The sequence below is a fragment of the Micromonospora sp. WMMD1155 genome, from assembly GCF_029581275.1.
In the GTDB taxonomy this organism is placed as follows: domain Bacteria; phylum Actinomycetota; class Actinomycetes; order Mycobacteriales; family Micromonosporaceae; genus Micromonospora.
This window is the reverse complement of record NZ_CP120742.1, coordinates 3,073,013-3,089,633: the sequence shown is the minus strand read 5'-3', so window position 1 is coordinate 3,089,633 and position 16,621 is coordinate 3,073,013. Positions and strand designations below refer to the sequence as shown.

General features: G+C 73.4%; 13 protein-coding genes. 6 read left to right on the top strand and 7 right to left on the bottom strand.

The genetic code is table 11. From position 1 onward, the window contains the following. Positions 1-43 precede the first annotated feature (43 nt). Together hpt and O7617_RS14035 are read right to left on the bottom strand one after the other, a co-directional pair. Positions 44-619, bottom strand: coding sequence for a hypoxanthine phosphoribosyltransferase (gene hpt / locus O7617_RS14040; RefSeq protein WP_030328005.1), 576 nt, complete (start codon positions 617-619; stop codon positions 44-46). A 100-nt stretch (positions 620-719) separates the two neighbouring features. Then, on the bottom strand, positions 720-869 hold the full coding sequence (locus O7617_RS14035; RefSeq protein ID WP_282264947.1) for a hypothetical protein: 150 nt from the start codon (positions 867-869) through the stop codon (positions 720-722). A gap of 138 nt (positions 870-1,007) precedes the next feature. On the opposite strand from O7617_RS14035, the gene O7617_RS14030 reads away from it, so the two are divergent. Then, positions 1,008-1,973, top strand: coding sequence for a helix-turn-helix domain-containing protein (locus tag O7617_RS14030; RefSeq protein ID WP_282264018.1), 966 nt, complete (start codon positions 1,008-1,010; stop codon positions 1,971-1,973). 125 nt (positions 1,974-2,098) lie between these two features. On the opposite strand, the gene tilS is transcribed toward O7617_RS14030, so the two are convergent. From tilS to dacB, 3 genes are all read right to left on the bottom strand, one after another. Continuing rightward, on the bottom strand, positions 2,099-3,091 hold the full coding sequence (gene tilS, locus O7617_RS14025) for a tRNA lysidine(34) synthetase TilS (protein WP_282264016.1): 993 nt from the start codon (positions 3,089-3,091) through the stop codon (positions 2,099-2,101). Positions 3,092-3,101: 10 nt separating this feature from the next. Continuing rightward, on the bottom strand, positions 3,102-4,172 hold the full coding sequence (locus O7617_RS14020; RefSeq protein WP_088991339.1) for a zinc-dependent metalloprotease: 1,071 nt from the start codon (positions 4,170-4,172) through the stop codon (positions 3,102-3,104). An 87-nt stretch (positions 4,173-4,259) separates the two neighbouring features. Continuing rightward, entirely contained in the window at positions 4,260-5,735 is a 1,476-nt protein-coding gene (gene dacB, locus O7617_RS14015) for a D-alanyl-D-alanine carboxypeptidase/D-alanyl-D-alanine-endopeptidase (protein ID WP_348774195.1), read from the bottom strand. A gap of 610 nt (positions 5,736-6,345) precedes the next feature. Here dacB and O7617_RS14010 point away from each other — a divergent pair. Further along, complete coding sequence (locus tag O7617_RS14010) at positions 6,346-6,852, top strand: inorganic diphosphatase (RefSeq protein ID WP_282264012.1); 507 nt, start codon at positions 6,346-6,348, stop codon at positions 6,850-6,852. Between the two features lie 31 nt (positions 6,853-6,883). Here O7617_RS14010 and eccD read toward each other — a convergent pair whose 3' ends face one another. Continuing rightward, positions 6,884-8,287 (bottom strand): type VII secretion integral membrane protein EccD, encoded by a 1,404-nt coding sequence (eccD, locus tag O7617_RS14005; RefSeq protein ID WP_282264010.1) that lies wholly within the window; start codon positions 8,285-8,287, stop codon positions 6,884-6,886. 101 nt (positions 8,288-8,388) lie between these two features. On the opposite strand from eccD, the gene eccCa reads away from it, so the two are divergent. The 4 genes from eccCa to O7617_RS13985 all read left to right on the top strand — a co-directional run bounded on the left by eccCa (position 8,389) and on the right by O7617_RS13985 (position 15,376). Then, positions 8,389-12,372, top strand: a complete 3,984-nt coding sequence (gene eccCa, locus O7617_RS14000; RefSeq protein ID WP_282264008.1) for a type VII secretion protein EccCa — start codon at positions 8,389-8,391, stop codon at positions 12,370-12,372. 74 nt (positions 12,373-12,446) lie between these two features. Further along, positions 12,447-13,787 (top strand): type VII secretion-associated serine protease mycosin, encoded by a 1,341-nt coding sequence (gene mycP / locus O7617_RS13995; protein WP_282264006.1) that lies wholly within the window; start codon positions 12,447-12,449, stop codon positions 13,785-13,787. A 52-nt stretch (positions 13,788-13,839) separates the two neighbouring features. Further along, a complete protein-coding gene (locus tag O7617_RS13990; protein ID WP_282264005.1) occupies positions 13,840-14,631 on the top strand; it encodes a phosphatase PAP2 family protein in 792 nt (263 codons plus the stop codon). A 37-nt stretch (positions 14,632-14,668) separates the two neighbouring features. After that, positions 14,669-15,376, top strand: a complete 708-nt coding sequence (locus tag O7617_RS13985) for a phosphatase PAP2 family protein (RefSeq protein WP_282264003.1) — start codon at positions 14,669-14,671, stop codon at positions 15,374-15,376. A 12-nt stretch (positions 15,377-15,388) separates the two neighbouring features. On the opposite strand, the gene O7617_RS13980 is transcribed toward O7617_RS13985, so the two are convergent. After that, positions 15,389-16,567 carry a MarP family serine protease gene (locus O7617_RS13980; protein ID WP_282264001.1) on the bottom strand — a complete coding sequence of 393 codons (1,179 nt, stop codon included), beginning with the start codon at positions 16,565-16,567 and terminating at the stop codon, positions 15,389-15,391. Between the last annotated feature and the right edge of the window lie 54 nt (positions 16,568-16,621).

Here is a 16,621-nt window from a genome sequence, read left to right as displayed (position 1 = left end):
CTCACGCCGTCTCCGGGCCGGCTCGCCGGCCGGGAAGGGGGAGTCAGGAGCGCGCGTAGACCTCGGGCTTGAGCACGCCGACGTACGGCAGCTCCCGGTAGCGCTCGCCGAAGTCCAGCCCGTACCCGACCACGAACTCGGTGGGGATGTCGAAGCCGACGTACTTCACCGGGACCGGCACCTTGACCGCGTCCGGCTTGCGGAACAGAGCGACCACCTCGACGCTCGCCGCCGAGCGCGACTCCAGGTAGCGCAGCAGCCAGGAGAGGGTGAGCCCGGAGTCGACGATGTCCTCGACGACCACCACGTGCCGACCGGCGATGTCCCGGTCCAGGTCCTTGAGGATGCGGACCACCCCGGACGAGGTGGTGCCCTGGCCGTAGGAGGAGATGGCCATGAAGTCCAGTTCGGCCGGCGGGCCGTTGCGGCCCAACGCCCGCGCGAAGTCCGCCATGAACATCACCGCACCCTTGAGTACGCACACCAGCAGCAGCCCGTCGCCCACGTGGGCGTAGTCGGCGGAGACCTGCTTGGCCAGCTCCGCCGTCTTCTCGCGGATCTGCGCCTCGGAAATGATCACGTGGTCGATGTCGGCGTCGTACCAGGAGCCGTCAGCCATGACTCCTAGCCTGCCGTACGTCGGTTGGCCTTCGTCGGCGGGGCCGCACCTTTCGGCGCGGTCCCGCCGAGGATTTTCTGCGCAAATCTCGCTAATCACATCAGTTGGTGCGGGAACGCCATCGACGACCGCCATCGCTCGGCTTCCAGTCGGCCGAATCGTGGCTGTCCGCGGTGAGTCCGGCCGCCGAGGCGGCGGCGAGCAGGACGAGGAACAGGAGAAGGAACAGGAACTCCATGGCGGCGCTCACTTTCGCATGGTTGCTGTCGGTTTCGCCGCCGGTGCGCACCGGACTGAGACCAGTCTGCGCCTCCTCGAATCACCCGGACAGTGGCAGGAATGCCATTGACCATCGATTTACTGCCACCGGTCGGGTTACCCTCGTCACATGCTCCGATCCGTCGCCGTTCTCGCCCTGGACCAGGTCGCCCCGTTCGAGCTCGGCGTGCTCGCCGAGGTGTTCGGCACCGACCGCACCGCCGACGGCTTCCCCGGCTACCGCTTCCAGGTGTGCAGCCCGGACGGCGCTCCGGTGCGTACCTCGTCCGGGTTCCACCTCACCCCGCACGCCGACCTCGGCCCGGTCGACGAGGCCGACCTGGTCGCCGTCCCCGCGCACAGCCAGGGCACCACCACCGTCCCCGGCCCGGTGCTCGACGCGCTACGCCGCGCCGACGCGCGTGGCGCGTACCTGTTCAGCGTCTGCTCCGGAGCCTTCCTGCTCGGCGAGGCCGGGCTGCTCGACGACCGGGAGTGCACGACCCACTGGCGGCACGTGGACGAGTTGCAGGCCCGCCACCCGCGCGCCCGCGTACGGTGCAACTCGCTCTACGTCCAGGACGGTCGGCTGCTCACCAGCGCCGGCACGGCGGCCGGCATCGACGCCTGCCTGCACCTGATCCGCCAGGAGCACGGCTCGGCCACGGCGACCCGACTGGCCCGACGGATGGTGGTCCCGCCGCACCGTGACGGCGGGCAGTCCCAGTACGTCGAGGCGCCCATCCCGAAGGCACCCGAGGCACCCACCCTGGAACCGGTGTTGGAGTGGCTGATGGGTCACCTGGACCGGACGATCACCGTGGAGGAGCTGGCCGCGCGTGCCGGCATGGCACCGCGTACGTTCGCCCGCCGGTTCCGCGCCGAGACCGGCACCACCCCGCACGACTGGCTCACCAACCAGCGGGTGCTGCTGGCCCGACGGCTGCTGGAGGAGACCCCGTTGAGCGTGGAAGCGGTCGCCGACCAGGCCGGCTTCGGCGACGCGGCGGCACTGCGTCACCACTTCAGCCGCCGCGTCGGTGCCACCCCACACAGCTACCGGACCACCTTCCGGGACCGGGCCCACAGCGGCTGACCGGGCCGCTCAGCCAGGCGGGACGACTGACAACTAGCTCAGCCGGGCGGGACGACTGCCAACTAGCTCAGCCAGGCGGGACGACTGCCAACTAGCTCAGCCGGGCGGGACGACTGCCAACTAGCTCAGCCGGGCGGGACGACTGACAACCGGTCGGCTCGGCGGAGCACCCGGACGCCGCCGGGCAGGTCGGCCGGGCCCTGCCCGCGCCAGGCGGTGACCAGGGCGTCCAGGGCACTCACGTGCCGGTGCGACAAGGCACCCGGTAGGGCACCGAGCTCACGGGCCCAGGAGTGCAGCACCCGGCCGCGTACCGCGGGGGGCAGGGCGAGCAGCGTCGGCGCGGAGAGCCCTCCGTCGGGGTGTCGAGCCGCCGTCAGCGCCGCCGCCACCACCTCGTCGAGGGCGGCGTTGTCGGCCGCCACCAACCGGGCGGTACGCGCGAGGTTGTCCACCACGCCGGGCCCGAGCGCCCGCACCAACGCCGGGAGCAGGTCGGCCCGCACCCGGGAGCGGGCGTACGACGGGTCGGTGTTGTGCGGGTCCTGCCACGGGCTCAACCCGAGCACGGCGCACGCGGCCCGCGTCTGGTCCCGACCGATCTCCAGGAGTGGACGCAACAGCGGCACCCCCTCCAGCTCCCGCCGGGCCGGCATCCCGGCCAGCCCGCGCGGGCCGGCGCCCCGGGCGAGCGCCAGCAGCACCGTCTCGGCCTGGTCGTCACGCGTGTGCCCGGTGAGCACCGCGACCGCGTCGTGCTGCCGGGCGGCTTCGGTCAGCGCCTCGTACCGGGCCTCCCGGGCAGCCGCCTCCGGCCCACCAGGACGCCCCGCCACCTCCACCCGGGCGACCGACGCGGCGGTGAAACCGGCCCCACGGGCCCAGGCGGCCACCGCCTCGGCCCGCTGCGCGGACCCGACCTGCAGGCCGTGGTCGACGGTGACGAGCACCGTACTGCGACCCAGCCGGGGTGCCACGAACACGGTCGCCGCCGCGAGGGCGAGCGAGTCGGCACCGCCCGAACAGGCGACGAGGACCGGCCCGTCCGGGGGCAGGCCGGTCAGAGCACGGCGGACCGCCACCCGGATCGCGGCCACCGGCGGGGCGAGCGCGGCCACCGGCGGGTGGTCAGCCGGCGGCCGGGATGGTACCGGCCGGGCCGTGCACCCGGGCGACCCAGGCGTCCGGGTCGCCCAACTCCGACAGTCGCGGCAGGGTGAGCGGCGAGTTGAAGATCGAGTTGAACCCTTCCATGCCGACCCGTTCCACCACACCGTGCACGAACTTGCGCCCCTCGGCGTACTGGCGCATCTTGACGTCCACCCCGAGCAGCCGGCGGATCGCCTTCTCCAGCGGGTTGCCGGCCTCCCGGCGTCGGTTGAACGACGCCCGGATCCGCTCCACGCTGGGGATCACCTGCGGGCCGACGCCGTCCATGACGAACTCGGCGTGCCCCTCCAGCAGGGTCATCAACGCGGTGAGCCGGTCCAGCACGGCCCGCTGCGCCGGGGTCTGCACGATGTCCAGCACGCTGGTGCGGCTGTCCTGATCACGAACCGCCTCGGACAGGGTGGCCACCCCGCGCCGTAACCGCTCGACCAGGTGCTCGCTCCCGCTGGACGAGGCGTCGACGAACGCCTGCACCTCGCTCAGGAAGTAGGCCCGCATCCACGGAACGGCGGTGAACTGGGTCCGGTGGGTCACCTCGTGCAGGCAGACCCAGAGACGGAAGTCCCGAGGGTCGGCACCGAGCTTGCGCTCCACCTCGACGATGTTCGGCGCGACCAGGAGCAGTTGGCCCGGGTCAGCAGAGAAGACCTCGTACTGGCCGAGCACCCGGCCGGAGAGGTAGGCCAGCACCGTCCCGGCCTGCACCCCGGTCAACCTGGAGCCGATCGCCTCGGTCAACGCGCCCGGCTGCTTGTCACCGGAGAGCCGGCTCACCAGCGGGGTGATCACCTCACGGAGGCCGGCGATGTTGGTCGCGGCCCAGTCGCGGCGGTCGACCACCCGCACCGGCGGGTGCGACACCTGCGCCGTCAACCCGGTGTAGTCGGCCACGTGCCCGGCCGCCTCGTCGGTCAGCCGGCGCAGGTCGCCGACCACGTCGGTGGCCTCGGCGTACGACACCCGAGGGCCCGACTTGCTCAGCGCCCCCGCGGTGGCGGCGGCCAGATCCCAGTCCACGAACTGCGCCATGAACCCACCGTACCCGCGCCGCGACACCCCGGCCCGGCCTCGCGTCCTCGATCGACGCCGATGACGGCTTCGGCCGGACGACCCGGGTCAGCCGCAGCCACAGCCGGCCAGCGCGGCGGTGATCCGGTCCAACGCCGGTTGGGCGGTCTCCTTCCCGCCCGGCACCCGGTCGGTGAGCACGGCGAAGGTGAGCAACCGACCGTCGGCGGTGGTGACCAGACCCGCGATGGAGTGCACGGCGGTCAGCGTGCCGGTCTTGGCGCGGACGCTGCCCGCCCCGGCGGCGGTCCCGGGGGTGTTCCGGTAGCGCTCGTCCAGAGTCCCGGACCAGCCGCCCACCGGCAGACCGCCGAACACACCCGCCAACTCCGGATGGTCCGGGCTGGCCGCCAGCCGGACCAGGTCGGTCAGTAGCGAGGGGCTGATCCGGTTGCGGCGGGACAACCCGCTGCCGTCGGAGAGGGTGATCTCGTCGGCGGGCAGGCCCAGCTCGGCCACCTGCGCGTCCATCGCGGCGGCGCCACCGTCGAACGAGGCCGGCTGGTTGCGGGCCAACGCGACCTGGCGGGCCAACGCCTCGGCCACCAGGTTGTCACTCTCGCTGATCATGATGTCGACCAGCCGGATCATCGGCGGGGACTGCACCACCCCCAGCTCAGCACCGGGTGCCGGAGTGCCACCGGCTGCGGCCTGGGCCGGAGCCGGCGCCGTGCCGCGCTTCACGGCGTCGGTCGGCACCCCGAGCAACCGGGCGAACGCCTTGCCCGCGGCCAGGTCCGGTTCGGCGAACCGCTCGGCCGCCCCGTGGTCGACCCCCGGATCCCTGCGTGCGCCGTCGGTCATCAGAGCGGTCACCGCGCCACCGGACCCGCCGGTGGGGATGTCGTCGTCCCAGCCCGGGCCGTAGACCGGGCCGGAGTAGACCGAGCCGTCGACCGTCACGCTGGTCGGGGTGGCCCCGCCGAGCGCGGTACGCACCTGGGCAGCCAGGTCGTCCAGGCGCGCCGCCCCCGGGTAGTAGCCCTTCTTGTCGATCGCCAGGGTGGGATCGCCGCCCCCGATGATCACCACTTCGCCGGCCTTCGCACCGGCCACCGCGCGGGTGGGTATCCGGTAGCCGGGCCCACGGGCGGCCAGCGCCGTCACCCCGGTCGCCAGCTTGGTCACCGAGGCGGGGACCGTGCCGTCGTCCGCCCCCTTGGCGAACAGCGTCTGGCCGGAGATCACGTCGGCCACCGAGACGTTCACCCGGCTGCCGAGGGCGGCGACGCCGACCAGCGGGTCGAGCACGGCACGAACCCCGTCGGCGGTGGGCAACGGCGCATTCTGGTCCGGGCCGGCCAAAACGTCCGACGGATCGGGATCCGGGTTCACCCCGGCAGCCGTGGGGCCGGCTCCGGCGTCGTCGCCCAGCCAGCCGGCGACCGGGCCGGGTCGGGTGATGACGACTCCGACGCCGGCGAGCACGAGCAGCAACACGACGGCCAGCACCACGGGTAGGCGCCGACGACGCTTCGGCGGGACAGGTGCGGGTGCCGGCGCGGCGTCGGCGGGCGCGGGCAGCGCGGAGATCGGCGGACCCAGCGGCGGGGCTCCGCCCGGGCCGTTCCGGGGGTGGCCGGACGCCGGACTGACCGGCGCGGGGCTGCCCGGGACCGAGGCACTGCCGCGTGGCGAACCGCCGGAGGCGGGGCTGACCGGGACCGAGGCACTGCCCCGCGGCGAACCGCCCGTCGCCGGGCTGACCGGGACCGAGGCGTTCCCGCTCGCCGGTCGGTCACCGCCGAGCACCGGGAAGCGGCCGTTGTTCGGGCCGGGGGGTGGCGATCCGCCCGGCGGGCGCCAGGGTAGCGGCGGGGGCCGCTCGGGGGACGCCTCCGGCACCTGGTTCACCGGCTCGGGCGTCCGGGGTAGGTGGGCCTCGGGCACCGGGACACGGCCCGTCGCACCACCGGACCCGGATCGTCCGGTACCGTGCGCGGAGCCCCCGTCCGGGCGGTAGTGTGAATCTTCCCTCCCCACGACCCCCTCCTCCCCCAGCGAAAATCGGCTTGGGTGACACTACTTCGGTCCGAAGACTATGCGGCGGCCGGAGTCGGCGGGTGGGCATTCACCTGTCCGGAGGGCGCCAGTGGTTCCGTTAGCCAGCGTGGGCAGACGAGGGAGCGTGCAGATGGATTTCGACGTTACGGTTGAGATCCCCAAGGGTCACCGGAACAAGTACGAGGTGGACCACAAGACCGGCCGAATCCGGTTGGACCGCACCCTCTTCACCTCGACTCAGTACCCGGCCGACTACGGGTTCATCGAGGGCACGCTGGGCGAGGACGGCGACCCGCTGGACGCCCTGGTGCTGGTCCCCGAGCCGACCTTCCCGGGCTGCCTGATCCGCTGCCGCACCATCGGCATGTTCCGGATGACGGACGAGAAGGGCGGGGACGACAAGGTCCTCTGCGTGCCCTACGAGGACCCTCGCCAGGAGCACCTGCGCGACATCCACCACCTCGGCGAGTTCGACCGGCTGGAGATCCAGCACTTCTTCGAGGTTTACAAGGACCTGGAGCCCGGCAAGTCGGTGGAGGGCGCGACCTGGGTCGGCCGCACCGAGGCCGAGGCCGAGATCCAGGCCTCCTACCAGCGGGCCAGGGACGCCGAGGCGCGTGGCGAGACCATCCACTGACATGACCTGACGCACCGGGCCCGGGGGCCGCTCAGCCGAGCAACCCCCGGGCCCGGTCGTACAGGTCGAGCACCGCGCAGACGACCGGCACCACGGCGACCACCAGGGCCGCGTCGGTGAGGTCGGCGGCCCTTCCGACGTACGGCGAGACCGGCCGGCGCGCGTACCCGGTGCCGGCGGCGACGGTCACCAGGGCCAGCACCGCACCGCCCAGGACCAGCGCGAGCCGTCCCGGCTCGTCCACCCGGCCGACCAGTACGGCGCCGAGCAGCGCGTAGCCGGCCAGCCCGGCGAGGACCGTCGGGACGCGGTGCCGCAGCGCCACGAACACTCGCGAGCGCAGCAGCAGCACGGCTGAGGTGACGGCCACCAGAACCCGGCCGGCGGTTCCACCGACCACAGCGAGTACGAGGGCCGCGCCCACGGCCGACACGGCGTGCCCGATCAACATGCCGGTGAGCATCTCCTCGGTGCGGATCACCGCGGCGTGCACCCGGCTCCGGTCCGGCAGATCGCGGACCCGCACCGGATCGTCCCCGGTCGTCGAGGCGGGCAGGGTGATCGGCGGCAGGGGCAGCTTGCCCAGCCGGATGGCCAGCAGCGGGATCACGCCGACGGCGAAGACCAGCGCGCCGAGCAGCACCGCCGCCGTACCCGCCGAGGTCAGCAGCAGCCCACCGAGCGCGGCCCCGGCACCGGCCAGGCCGACCGTGACGCCGGCGACGAAGACCCGGAGCCGACTGGCCACTCCGAGCAGGCCGATCAACGCCGCCAGCAGCAGCGCCACCGAGCCGGCCAGCAGTTCGGGGGCGCCCACCCAGCGGGCCGGTCCGAACGGCACGACCGGGTCACCGGAGCCGACCGCGAGGGCGCCGGCCGTGAACGCGTACGGCAAGGCGTAGCCGCCGAGCGTCGCCCCGGTCGTCCCGTCACCGTTGGCGCGGGAGGCCACCGCGCCGGCCGCGGTGAGCACGAGAGCGACCGTGGCGGCGACCAGCCAGCCGGTCCGTTGCGTCGGGCCGGCGGTGAACAGCGCGAGCAGACCGACGGCGAGCGGGACGGCGGCACCGGCCAGGCCCGCGATCCGGGTGGCGGTGGGTGACCAGGCGCCGCCTCGGCGGCGAGCGCCGTCGGCGATCGCCTCGACCACGTCGTCGTACTCCAGCTCGGGCCAGTGCGCGCGGGCCGGCACCAGGTGCAGCACCTCGCCGTCGCGGACGCCCTGTGGCAGCAGCGCCTGGGCGGTCGCCAGCACCGCGCCGTCGGTACGGCGCAGGACCCAGCCGCCGTGCTGCTCGCCGTCGTCGGCCAACCCGACGCCGGCGTGCCGGAGCACGTCGGGCAGCAGTTCGGCCAGGGGCACCTGCTCCGGCAGGGCGACGTCCACCCGTCGTTGCGGCGCGCTGATGGTGACGCGGGCCAGCCCGGTAGTCATCGACTTGTCTCCATATCGAGGGGGATCGGAGGCTGCGCGGACGACAGGACTTTACCTACCATGAGTCCGGCTCGGGTTACCCAGCGCAGTCAGGAGGCCGAGTGTCCACTGTCGTCATCAAGCGTCCGCCGCGCCGACCGGCGCCGGAGATCCCGGCCGGTGAGCTGCCGGTCGAGGCCCCTCCGGAGATTCCGGTGGTGGTCGGTGGGCGGTGGCAGCAGATGCTCATGCTGCTGCCGATGCTCGGCGGCACGGTCGCGATGGCGATGATGTTCGGCCGGGGTGGCGGCGCCTACTCGTACGTGGTGGGCGGGATGTTCGGCCTGTCCTCGTTGGCGATGTTGGTGACCTCCTGGGGCAGCGCCTCCGGCACCCCGAAGAAGTCCGAGATGATGGCCGCCCGCCGGGAGTACCTGCGGCACCTGGCCACGTTGCGGCGGCGGGTGCGGCGGACCGCCGGCCAGCAGCGGGCCGGGCTCTTCTACCGGCACCCCGACCCGGGGCGACTCTGGTCGACGGTGGACAGCCACCGGGTCTGGGAGCGGCGACCCGGCGACCCGGACTTCGCCGTGGTACGCGTCGCCGTCGGGCCGCAGACCCTGGCCACCCCGCTCGTCGCACCGGTCACCCGGCCACTGGAGGAACTGGAGCCGATGACCGCCGGTGCGCTGCGCCGCTTCCTGGACGCGTACTCCGTGGTGCCGGACCTGCCGGTGGCCCTGTCGCTGCGCAGCTTCGCCCGGGTGCACGTCCGACCCGTCGGCCGCGCCGGGGGCGGCACCCCGACCACCACCGCCGGCCCGCCCACCGGCGACCCGGCGGCGCAGGCGTTGGTCCGGGCCGTGCTGACCCAGCTGGCGGTCTTCCACGCCCCCGACGAGCTGCTCGTCGCGGTCTGCGCCGGACCGGAACGCCGGGCCTGCTGGGAGTGGGTGAAGTGGCTGCCGCACGCCCACCACCCCAGCCGCACCGACGCGCTCGGCCCGCTGCGACTGGTGACCAGCTCCGCCGCCGAGTTGGAGGGGTTGCTGGCCGACGTGCTGGCCAGCCGCTCCCGGTTCAGCCCGACCGGCCCGGCCACCGACGGCCCGCACGTGGTGGTCGTCCTCGACGGCGGCGACCTGACCGGCGCCAGTGACCTGACCGGCGACGGCGGCATCGACGCGGTCACCGTGCTGGACCTGGACACTCCACCGCCTCGGCTGCTCGACCGGTACGCGCTGCTGCTGGAGGTGCACGGCCGACGCCTGCACTCGTGGTCGTCCGACGGGCATGCCGAGGTCGGGACCGCCGACCAGCTCGACCTCGCCGACGCCGAGGCGGTCGCCCGACGGTTGGCCCCCCTGCGGCTCGCCGGTGCGGCCCGGGGGCCCGACTCCCCACTCCAGGCCGACCTGGGCCTGCCCGAGTTGCTCGGCCTCGGCGACCCGGAGAGTTTCACCGCCGAACAGGGCTGGCTGCCCCGCTCGCCACGGGAGCGGCTGCGGGTGCCGATCGGGGTGGGCACCGACGGCGGTGCCATCGAGCTGGACCTCAAGGAATCCGCCCAGGACGGCATGGGACCGCACGGCCTCCTCATCGGAGCGACCGGTTCCGGCAAGTCCGAGCTGCTCCGCACGCTGGTGCTGGGGTTGGCCGCCACGCACAGCTCCGAGCAACTCAACTTCGTGCTCGTCGACTTCAAGGGCGGCGCCACGTTCGCCTCGTTCGACAGGTTGCCGCACACGGCAGCCGTGATCACCAACCTGGCCGACGCGTTGCCCCTGGTCGACCGGATGGTCGACGCCATCAACGGGGAGTTGGTCCGCCGCCAGGAGCTGCTCCGGCGCGCCGGCAACTTCGCCAGCGTGCGTGACTACGAACGGGCCCGGGCGGGCGGCACGCCGCTGGCCCCGCTGCCGTCCCTGCTGCTGATCTGCGACGAGTTCTCCGAACTGCTCTCCGCCAAGCCCGACTTCATCGACCTGTTCGTGCAGATCGGCAGGCTGGGCCGTTCGCTCGGTGTGCACCTGCTGCTCGCCAGTCAGCGACTCGAGGAGGGACGGCTTCGCGGGCTGGACACCCACCTGTCGTACCGGATCGGTCTGCGGACCTTCTCCGCGCTGGAGTCCCGCACCGTGCTGGGGGTACCGGACGCGCACGAGCTGCCCCGCTCGCCGGGGCACGGTTACCTGCGCGCCGGCACCGACCCGCTGGCCCGGTTCAAGGCCGCGTACGTCTCCGGTGCCGTCCGTCGGCGGACCGCGACGGCCGGCACCACCGTCGAGGGTGGTGCCCGGCTGCTCACCTTCACCACGCACGCCGTACCGGTGCCCGAGCCGGCGACCCCGGTCGTGCCCGTGGTGGCCGAGGAGGAGGGCCGGGAGACACTGCTCGACCTGCTGGTGGACCGGCTCGTCGGGCAGGGGCCGCCGGCACACCAGGTCTGGCTCCCGCCGCTCGGTGATCCGCCGACCCTGGACGAGCTGCTCGGCCCGGTGGAGGTGGACCCGGCACGCGGCCTGACCGTGGGCAACCCGGAGCTGCACGGCGCGCTCGGCGTGCCGCTGGCCGTGGTGGACAAACCGTTGGAGCAGCGCCGGGACCTGCTCTGGCTGGCCCTGGACGGCGCGGCCGGGCACGTGGCGGTGGTCGGCGCGCCGCAGAGCGGCAAGTCGTCGACGCTGCGCACGCTGATCTGCGCGCTGGCGCTCACCCACACACCGGCCGAGGTGCAGGTCTACTGCCTGGACTTCGGTGGCGGCGGGTTGGCCGCGCTGCGCGACCTTCCGCACGTGGGCGGGGTCGCCGGTCGGGCCGACCCGACGGCCGTACGGCGCACCGTCGGCGAGATGACCACACTGCTGGCCGACCGGGAACGCCGGTTCGCGGAGCTGGGCGTGGAGTCGATGGCCGCGTACCGGCAGCGCCGTGCCGCAGCGGGGGCGACCAACCAGCCGGGCGTCGATCCGTTCGGTGACGTGTTCCTGGTCGTCGACGGGTGGAGCACGGTCCGAGGCGAGTACGACGACCTGGAGCCGCTGGTCACCGACCTGGCCACCCGGGGCCTGTCGTACGGGGTGCACGTGGTCGCCACCGCGCTGCGCTGGCTGGATTTCCGTCCGGCGATCCGGGACCTGTTCGGCTCACGGCTGGAGTTGCGCCTCGGCGACCCGTCCGACTCGCTGGTGGCGAGGCGTGCCGCCGCGAACGTTCCGGAGCGCGCCGGCCGTGGGGTGACCGCGGAGAGCCTGCACTTCCTGACCGCGGTGCCACAGCTCGCCGCCACCGGGGACACGGCGGATCTGGTGAAGCGGGCCGCCGACGGGTGGGCCGGTCCTCCGGCGCCCCGGGTCCGGCTGCTGCCGCCCGTGCTCCCGTACGCCGACCTGGACCTCGCCGCGACGACCGGCCTGCGGCTGCCGATCGGGATCGCGGAGGCGGACCTGCGCCCGGTGCTGCTCGACTTCGCCACCGAGCCGCACTTCGTGGTCTTCGGTGACTCGGAGTGCGGCAAGTCGTCGTTCCTGCGGGCGCTGGCCACGTCGATCATCACGCGGTTCACTCCCGAGCAGGCCCGGGTCATCCTGGTCGACTACCGACGCAGTCTGCTCGGCGCGATCGAGACGCCGCACCTGATCGGGTACGGCACCGCCGCCGCGCACACCGCCGAGCTGATCGAGTCGGCCGCCGGTTACCTGGAGCGGCGGGCCCCCGGGCCGGAGGTCACCCCGCAACAACTGCGGGACCGCTCCTGGTGGTCCGGGCCGGAGCTGTTCGTGCTGGTGGACGACTACGACCTGGTGGCGGCCGGCCCGGTGAACCCCCTGCGGGCGTTGGAGGAGCACCTGCCGCACGCCCGCGACGTCGGGCTGCACCTGGTGTTGGCCCGCCGATCCGGTGGCGCGGGCCGCGCCCAGTACGAGCCGATCGTGCAGCGGCTGCGGGAACTGTCCACCGCCGGTCTGGTGATGGCGGGCAGCCCGGACGAGGGCGCACTGGTCGGGCCGGTGCGACCCGGACCGCTGCCGCCGGGGCGTGGTCGACTGGTCACCCGGCGGGAGGGCGTACGCCTCGTCCAGCTGGCACAACTTCCGCCATCATGACCTGACTCGCCAGTTCCTCCCGTGACAGGTGGGGAAACCGGTAATCTCCGATCGTCATGGTTCCGTCGGGATGAATGGCTGGGAATGTGACTGGGGTTCGGCACTGCGGTCCGTCAGCGGCGCGCCGGGCGTTCGTCCGGGCGCTGCTCGGTGTCGCCGCGGCGTTCGCTGTCGTGGCCCCGACCGTGGCGGCGGTGCCCGTCGCCGCTCCCACCGAGGGGGGCCAGCTCGCCGGCGGGCCGGTGGCGTTCGCTCCTGGCGATGCCGTCGCCCGCACCGACCATGTGCGCGACGAGCAGTGGCAGCTCGACGAGTTGCGGGCCGAGACGGCGTGGCGCACCTCGACGGGTCGGGGTGTGACAGTCGCCGTGGTGGACTCCGGAGTGGACGGCAACCATCCCGACCTGGTCGGCCAGGTGCTGCCCGGCAAGGATCTGGTCGGCCCCGGCGGCGGGGCGGGTCCGGATCCGGTGGGCCACGGCACGACGGTCGCCGGCCTGATCGCCGGGCGCAAGGACGACAAACGAGGTGTCGTCGGCCTGGCCCCGGACGCCCGGATCCTCCCGGTCCGGGTGCTCGACGAGCAGAACCGCTACGACGACGCGTTGATCGTCGCCCAGGGGGTCCGCTGGGCGGTCGACAACGGCGCCCGCGTGATCAACCTGTCCCTGGGCGGCAGCGGCGACAGCCCGGCCCTGGCCGCGGCCCTGGACTACGCGTTCGTCCGGGACGTGGTCGTGATCGCCTGCACCGGCAACCTGGCCACCTCCACCAGCACCAAGGTCTGGTACCCGGCCCGAGAGCCGGGCGTGGTCGCGGTCGCCGGCCTCGAACGCGGCAGCGACAACCTGTGGTCCGGTTCGATCACCGGGCGGGCGACGGTGCTCACCGCTCCCGCCAGCGGGCTGGTCGGCGCGAAGTCCCCCGACGGGTACTGGCGGGTGCAGGGCACGAGCTTCGCCGCACCACTGGTGACGGCCACCGCCGCGCTGGTGCGGTCCCGCTATCCGCAGATGCCCGCCGGTGAGGTGGTCAACCGGTTACTGGCCACCGCCCGGGACATCGGGCCGACCGGGCGGGACGACCGCTTCGGGTACGGCGTGGTCGACCCGGTGGCCGCGCTGACCGCCGAGGTGCCGCCGGTGACCGTCAACCCGCTGGACGACCACACGTCGCCTGGTGTGACCGGTTTCGGTCCGGCGCCCGGCTCGGCCGACGACGACCCGGTGGCCGGTGCCGGCAGCGATCCGCTCGGCCTCACCGCGCCCCACCAGCAGACCCGGTGGACGGCCCGGGCCGCCGGCGGCCAGGATCCGTCCGCGCCGGAGCGACTGTGGGTCGGTCTCGTGCTCCTCGTCGCCCTGCTCGGCAGCGCCGCCCTGATGATCCGCCGGTTCCGGCACCGCGCTCGCTGACCGCGAGCGACCGGGAGGTCTGACCGTCCGCCCGGTCGGGTAGAACCGACGGATGAGTACGCAGCCGCCGCCAACTATCGCCCCCGCCGACCAGTCGTCCTGGCGGCACCGCCGACTCGACCCGGACCATGCTCTGGGGCTGCGGCTGACCCTGGCCTCGGTGGCGGCGTTCCTGGTGCTGGTGCCCTTCGCGCTGCTCACGCTGCTGGTCCTCGGTGCGTGGGCGCCGCTGCACCGGCTGGACACGACGGTGACCGACGCCCTGCACGGCTACGCCCAGGACCACCCGGGCTGGGTCGTGCTGATGCGGATCTGGACCGAGGTGTTCGCGCCGATGCCGCTGCGCGCCGTCGCCCTGCTCCTGGTGGTCTGGCTGCTGCGCCGGAGGGCTCGCCGGCTGGCCCTCTGGGCGACCACCACCATGGTCGTCGGCGGCTTGGTCGGCCCGCTGCTCAAACTGCTCGTCGGTCGCGACCGGCCGGAGTTGCTGGATCCGGTGGCACGGGCCGCCGGCTACTCCTTCCCCTCGGGGCACGCGCTGAACGCCACCCTGGCGGCGGGGGTGCTGCTGCTGGTGCTCCTGCCGTACGCGCGGCGGGGGGCGGCGCGGGTCGCGCTCTGGGTCGCGGCGGTGCTGCTCACCGTGCTCACCGGGCTGAGCCGGGTGGCGCTCGGCGTGCACTTCACCAGCGACGTGCTGGGTGGCTGGCTGCTCGGCGTGGCGGTGGTGGCGGCGACCACCGCCGCGTTCACCAGTTGGCGGGCGCACCAGGGCCTCCAGCCGGTCCGGCCCACCCGCGACGGCGTGGCCCCCGAGGTCGAGCGGCACCCCGGAGCGGCCTGAGGCGTGCCGTCGACGTCGGCCGGGTACTGGCCGACCCATGTCCGACACCGTGGTCCTGATCGTCCGGCGGGTTCTGCTGCCGGTGTCCCTTCTCCTCGGCCTCATGGTGCTGCTCGGGGTGTTGGTCACCCGGGTGTTCGCCCGGACCTGGCCGTTCACCGTGGAGGACGCGGTGAACCGGGAGTTGGCAGCCGACCGTACCGACGGCTGGAACGACGTCTCGCTGGTGTTCAGCACGCTGGCCAGCACCCAGATGATCGTCGTGGTCACCGTGTTGGTGGCGCTGGTGCTACGGCTCTGGCTGAAGCGCTGGCGGGAGCCGCTGTTCCTGTGCGCGGCGGTGACCGCCCAGGCCCTGGTGTTCCTGCTGACCACGCTGGCGATCGACCGGCGGCGGCCGGCGGTGGAGCACATGGACGTCTCGCCACCCACGTCGAGCTTCCCGTCCGGGCACACCTCGGCGGCGGTGGCGCTCTACGTCGGTATCGCCGTGCTGATGGCGCTGCGGGCGCGCAGCACAGGGGCGAAGGTCGCCTGGTGGACGTTGCTGCTGATGGTGCCGCTCGGGGTGGCGCTGACCCGGATGTACCGGGGGATGCACCACCCGAGCGACGTCGTGGCGTCCTTCCTCAACGGCGGCACCTGTGTGGCGATCATGGCTCGTGCCGTGCTGGACCGAGGGCTGCGGTGGGGCCGGGCGACGCTGCCGACCGGGCGTCGACCGGCGGTGCCGGCCGGGCGTTGACCCGCGCGGCGCTCAGGTGCACTCGCCGGTGGCCACCTGCCGGTTGCGTTCGGCGCCGGCCAACGCCACCGGGCGCGCCTCGGCCGCGGTCACCGCGAAACCGGTGTTCGGGTCGTCGGCAGCAGCCGCGAAGATCACGCCGAGCACGAGGCCGTTGGCGGACAGCAACGGACCGCCGGAGTTGCCGCTGCGCACCAGCGCTCGGATGGTGTAGATCTCCCGCGTGACGTCGCCGGAGGAGTAGATGTCCGGCCCCTTGATCTTGTCGACGTCGCGGATCCGCGCTGACTGCGCGTTGTAGGGGCCGTCCAGCGGGAAACCCAGCACGATCGCGTCCGAGCCACTGCCGGCGTTGCCGGCGGCGAACCGCAGGGACGGGCCGGGCAGCCCGGGCACCAGCAGCACGGCCAGGTCCCGGTCCGGGTCGTAGACCACCACCTTGCCGTCGTACCGTTCACCGCCCAACTCCACGGCGACCGAGCGGGTGCCGGCCACGACGTGCGCGTTCGTCATCACCCGGTCGTCGGCGTACACGAAGCCGGAGCCCTCGATGCGACGCGAACAGCCGGGCGCGGAGCCGAGCACCTTCACGACCGACCGCTGACCGTTGACCACCACCTGCGAGCCGGCCAGCGCCGGGTCGGGCGGGTCGACCTGCCGGGCCCGGGTGGGCGCGAGGTCACCGAAGACGTCCGGGAAGCCGTCCGTGTCGACGGTGTCCTCCAGCGCGGTGGACAACCGGTGGGCCTGTTCCGGCACGATCCGGTTGACCACGGTGATCAACGCGCTGTTGCGTACCGACGCGGCGAGCCAGGGCACCGAGGACGAGCCGAGCGGCACCGCGACCAGCCAGGCGAGCAGCAGCACGGCGAGCAACGAGACCAGTGCCCCACCCACGTCGTCGATCCGCTTGCCCACGTCGCTGGTGATCGTCTTACGCAGGTGCGAGCCGAGCCATCCGGCGAGCGCCTGCCCGACCACGGCCAGCCCGAAGATCGCCACGAGCGAGATCAGCACACGGGTGCCGGCGTCCACGAACTGTCTGGCGAACAGCGGCCCGAGCTGGAGGCCCAGCAGCAGACCGAGGAAGAAGCCGGACAGCGAGGTGATGCCGATGACGAAACCCTGGCGGTATCCGCTGATCGCGAACACGAGCATGAGCAGCAGCAGGACGAGATCCACGACGGACACGGGTCAAGCGTACGGGCAGTGCGCCCGCCAGATGACCATCGCTTGCCGAAGGTG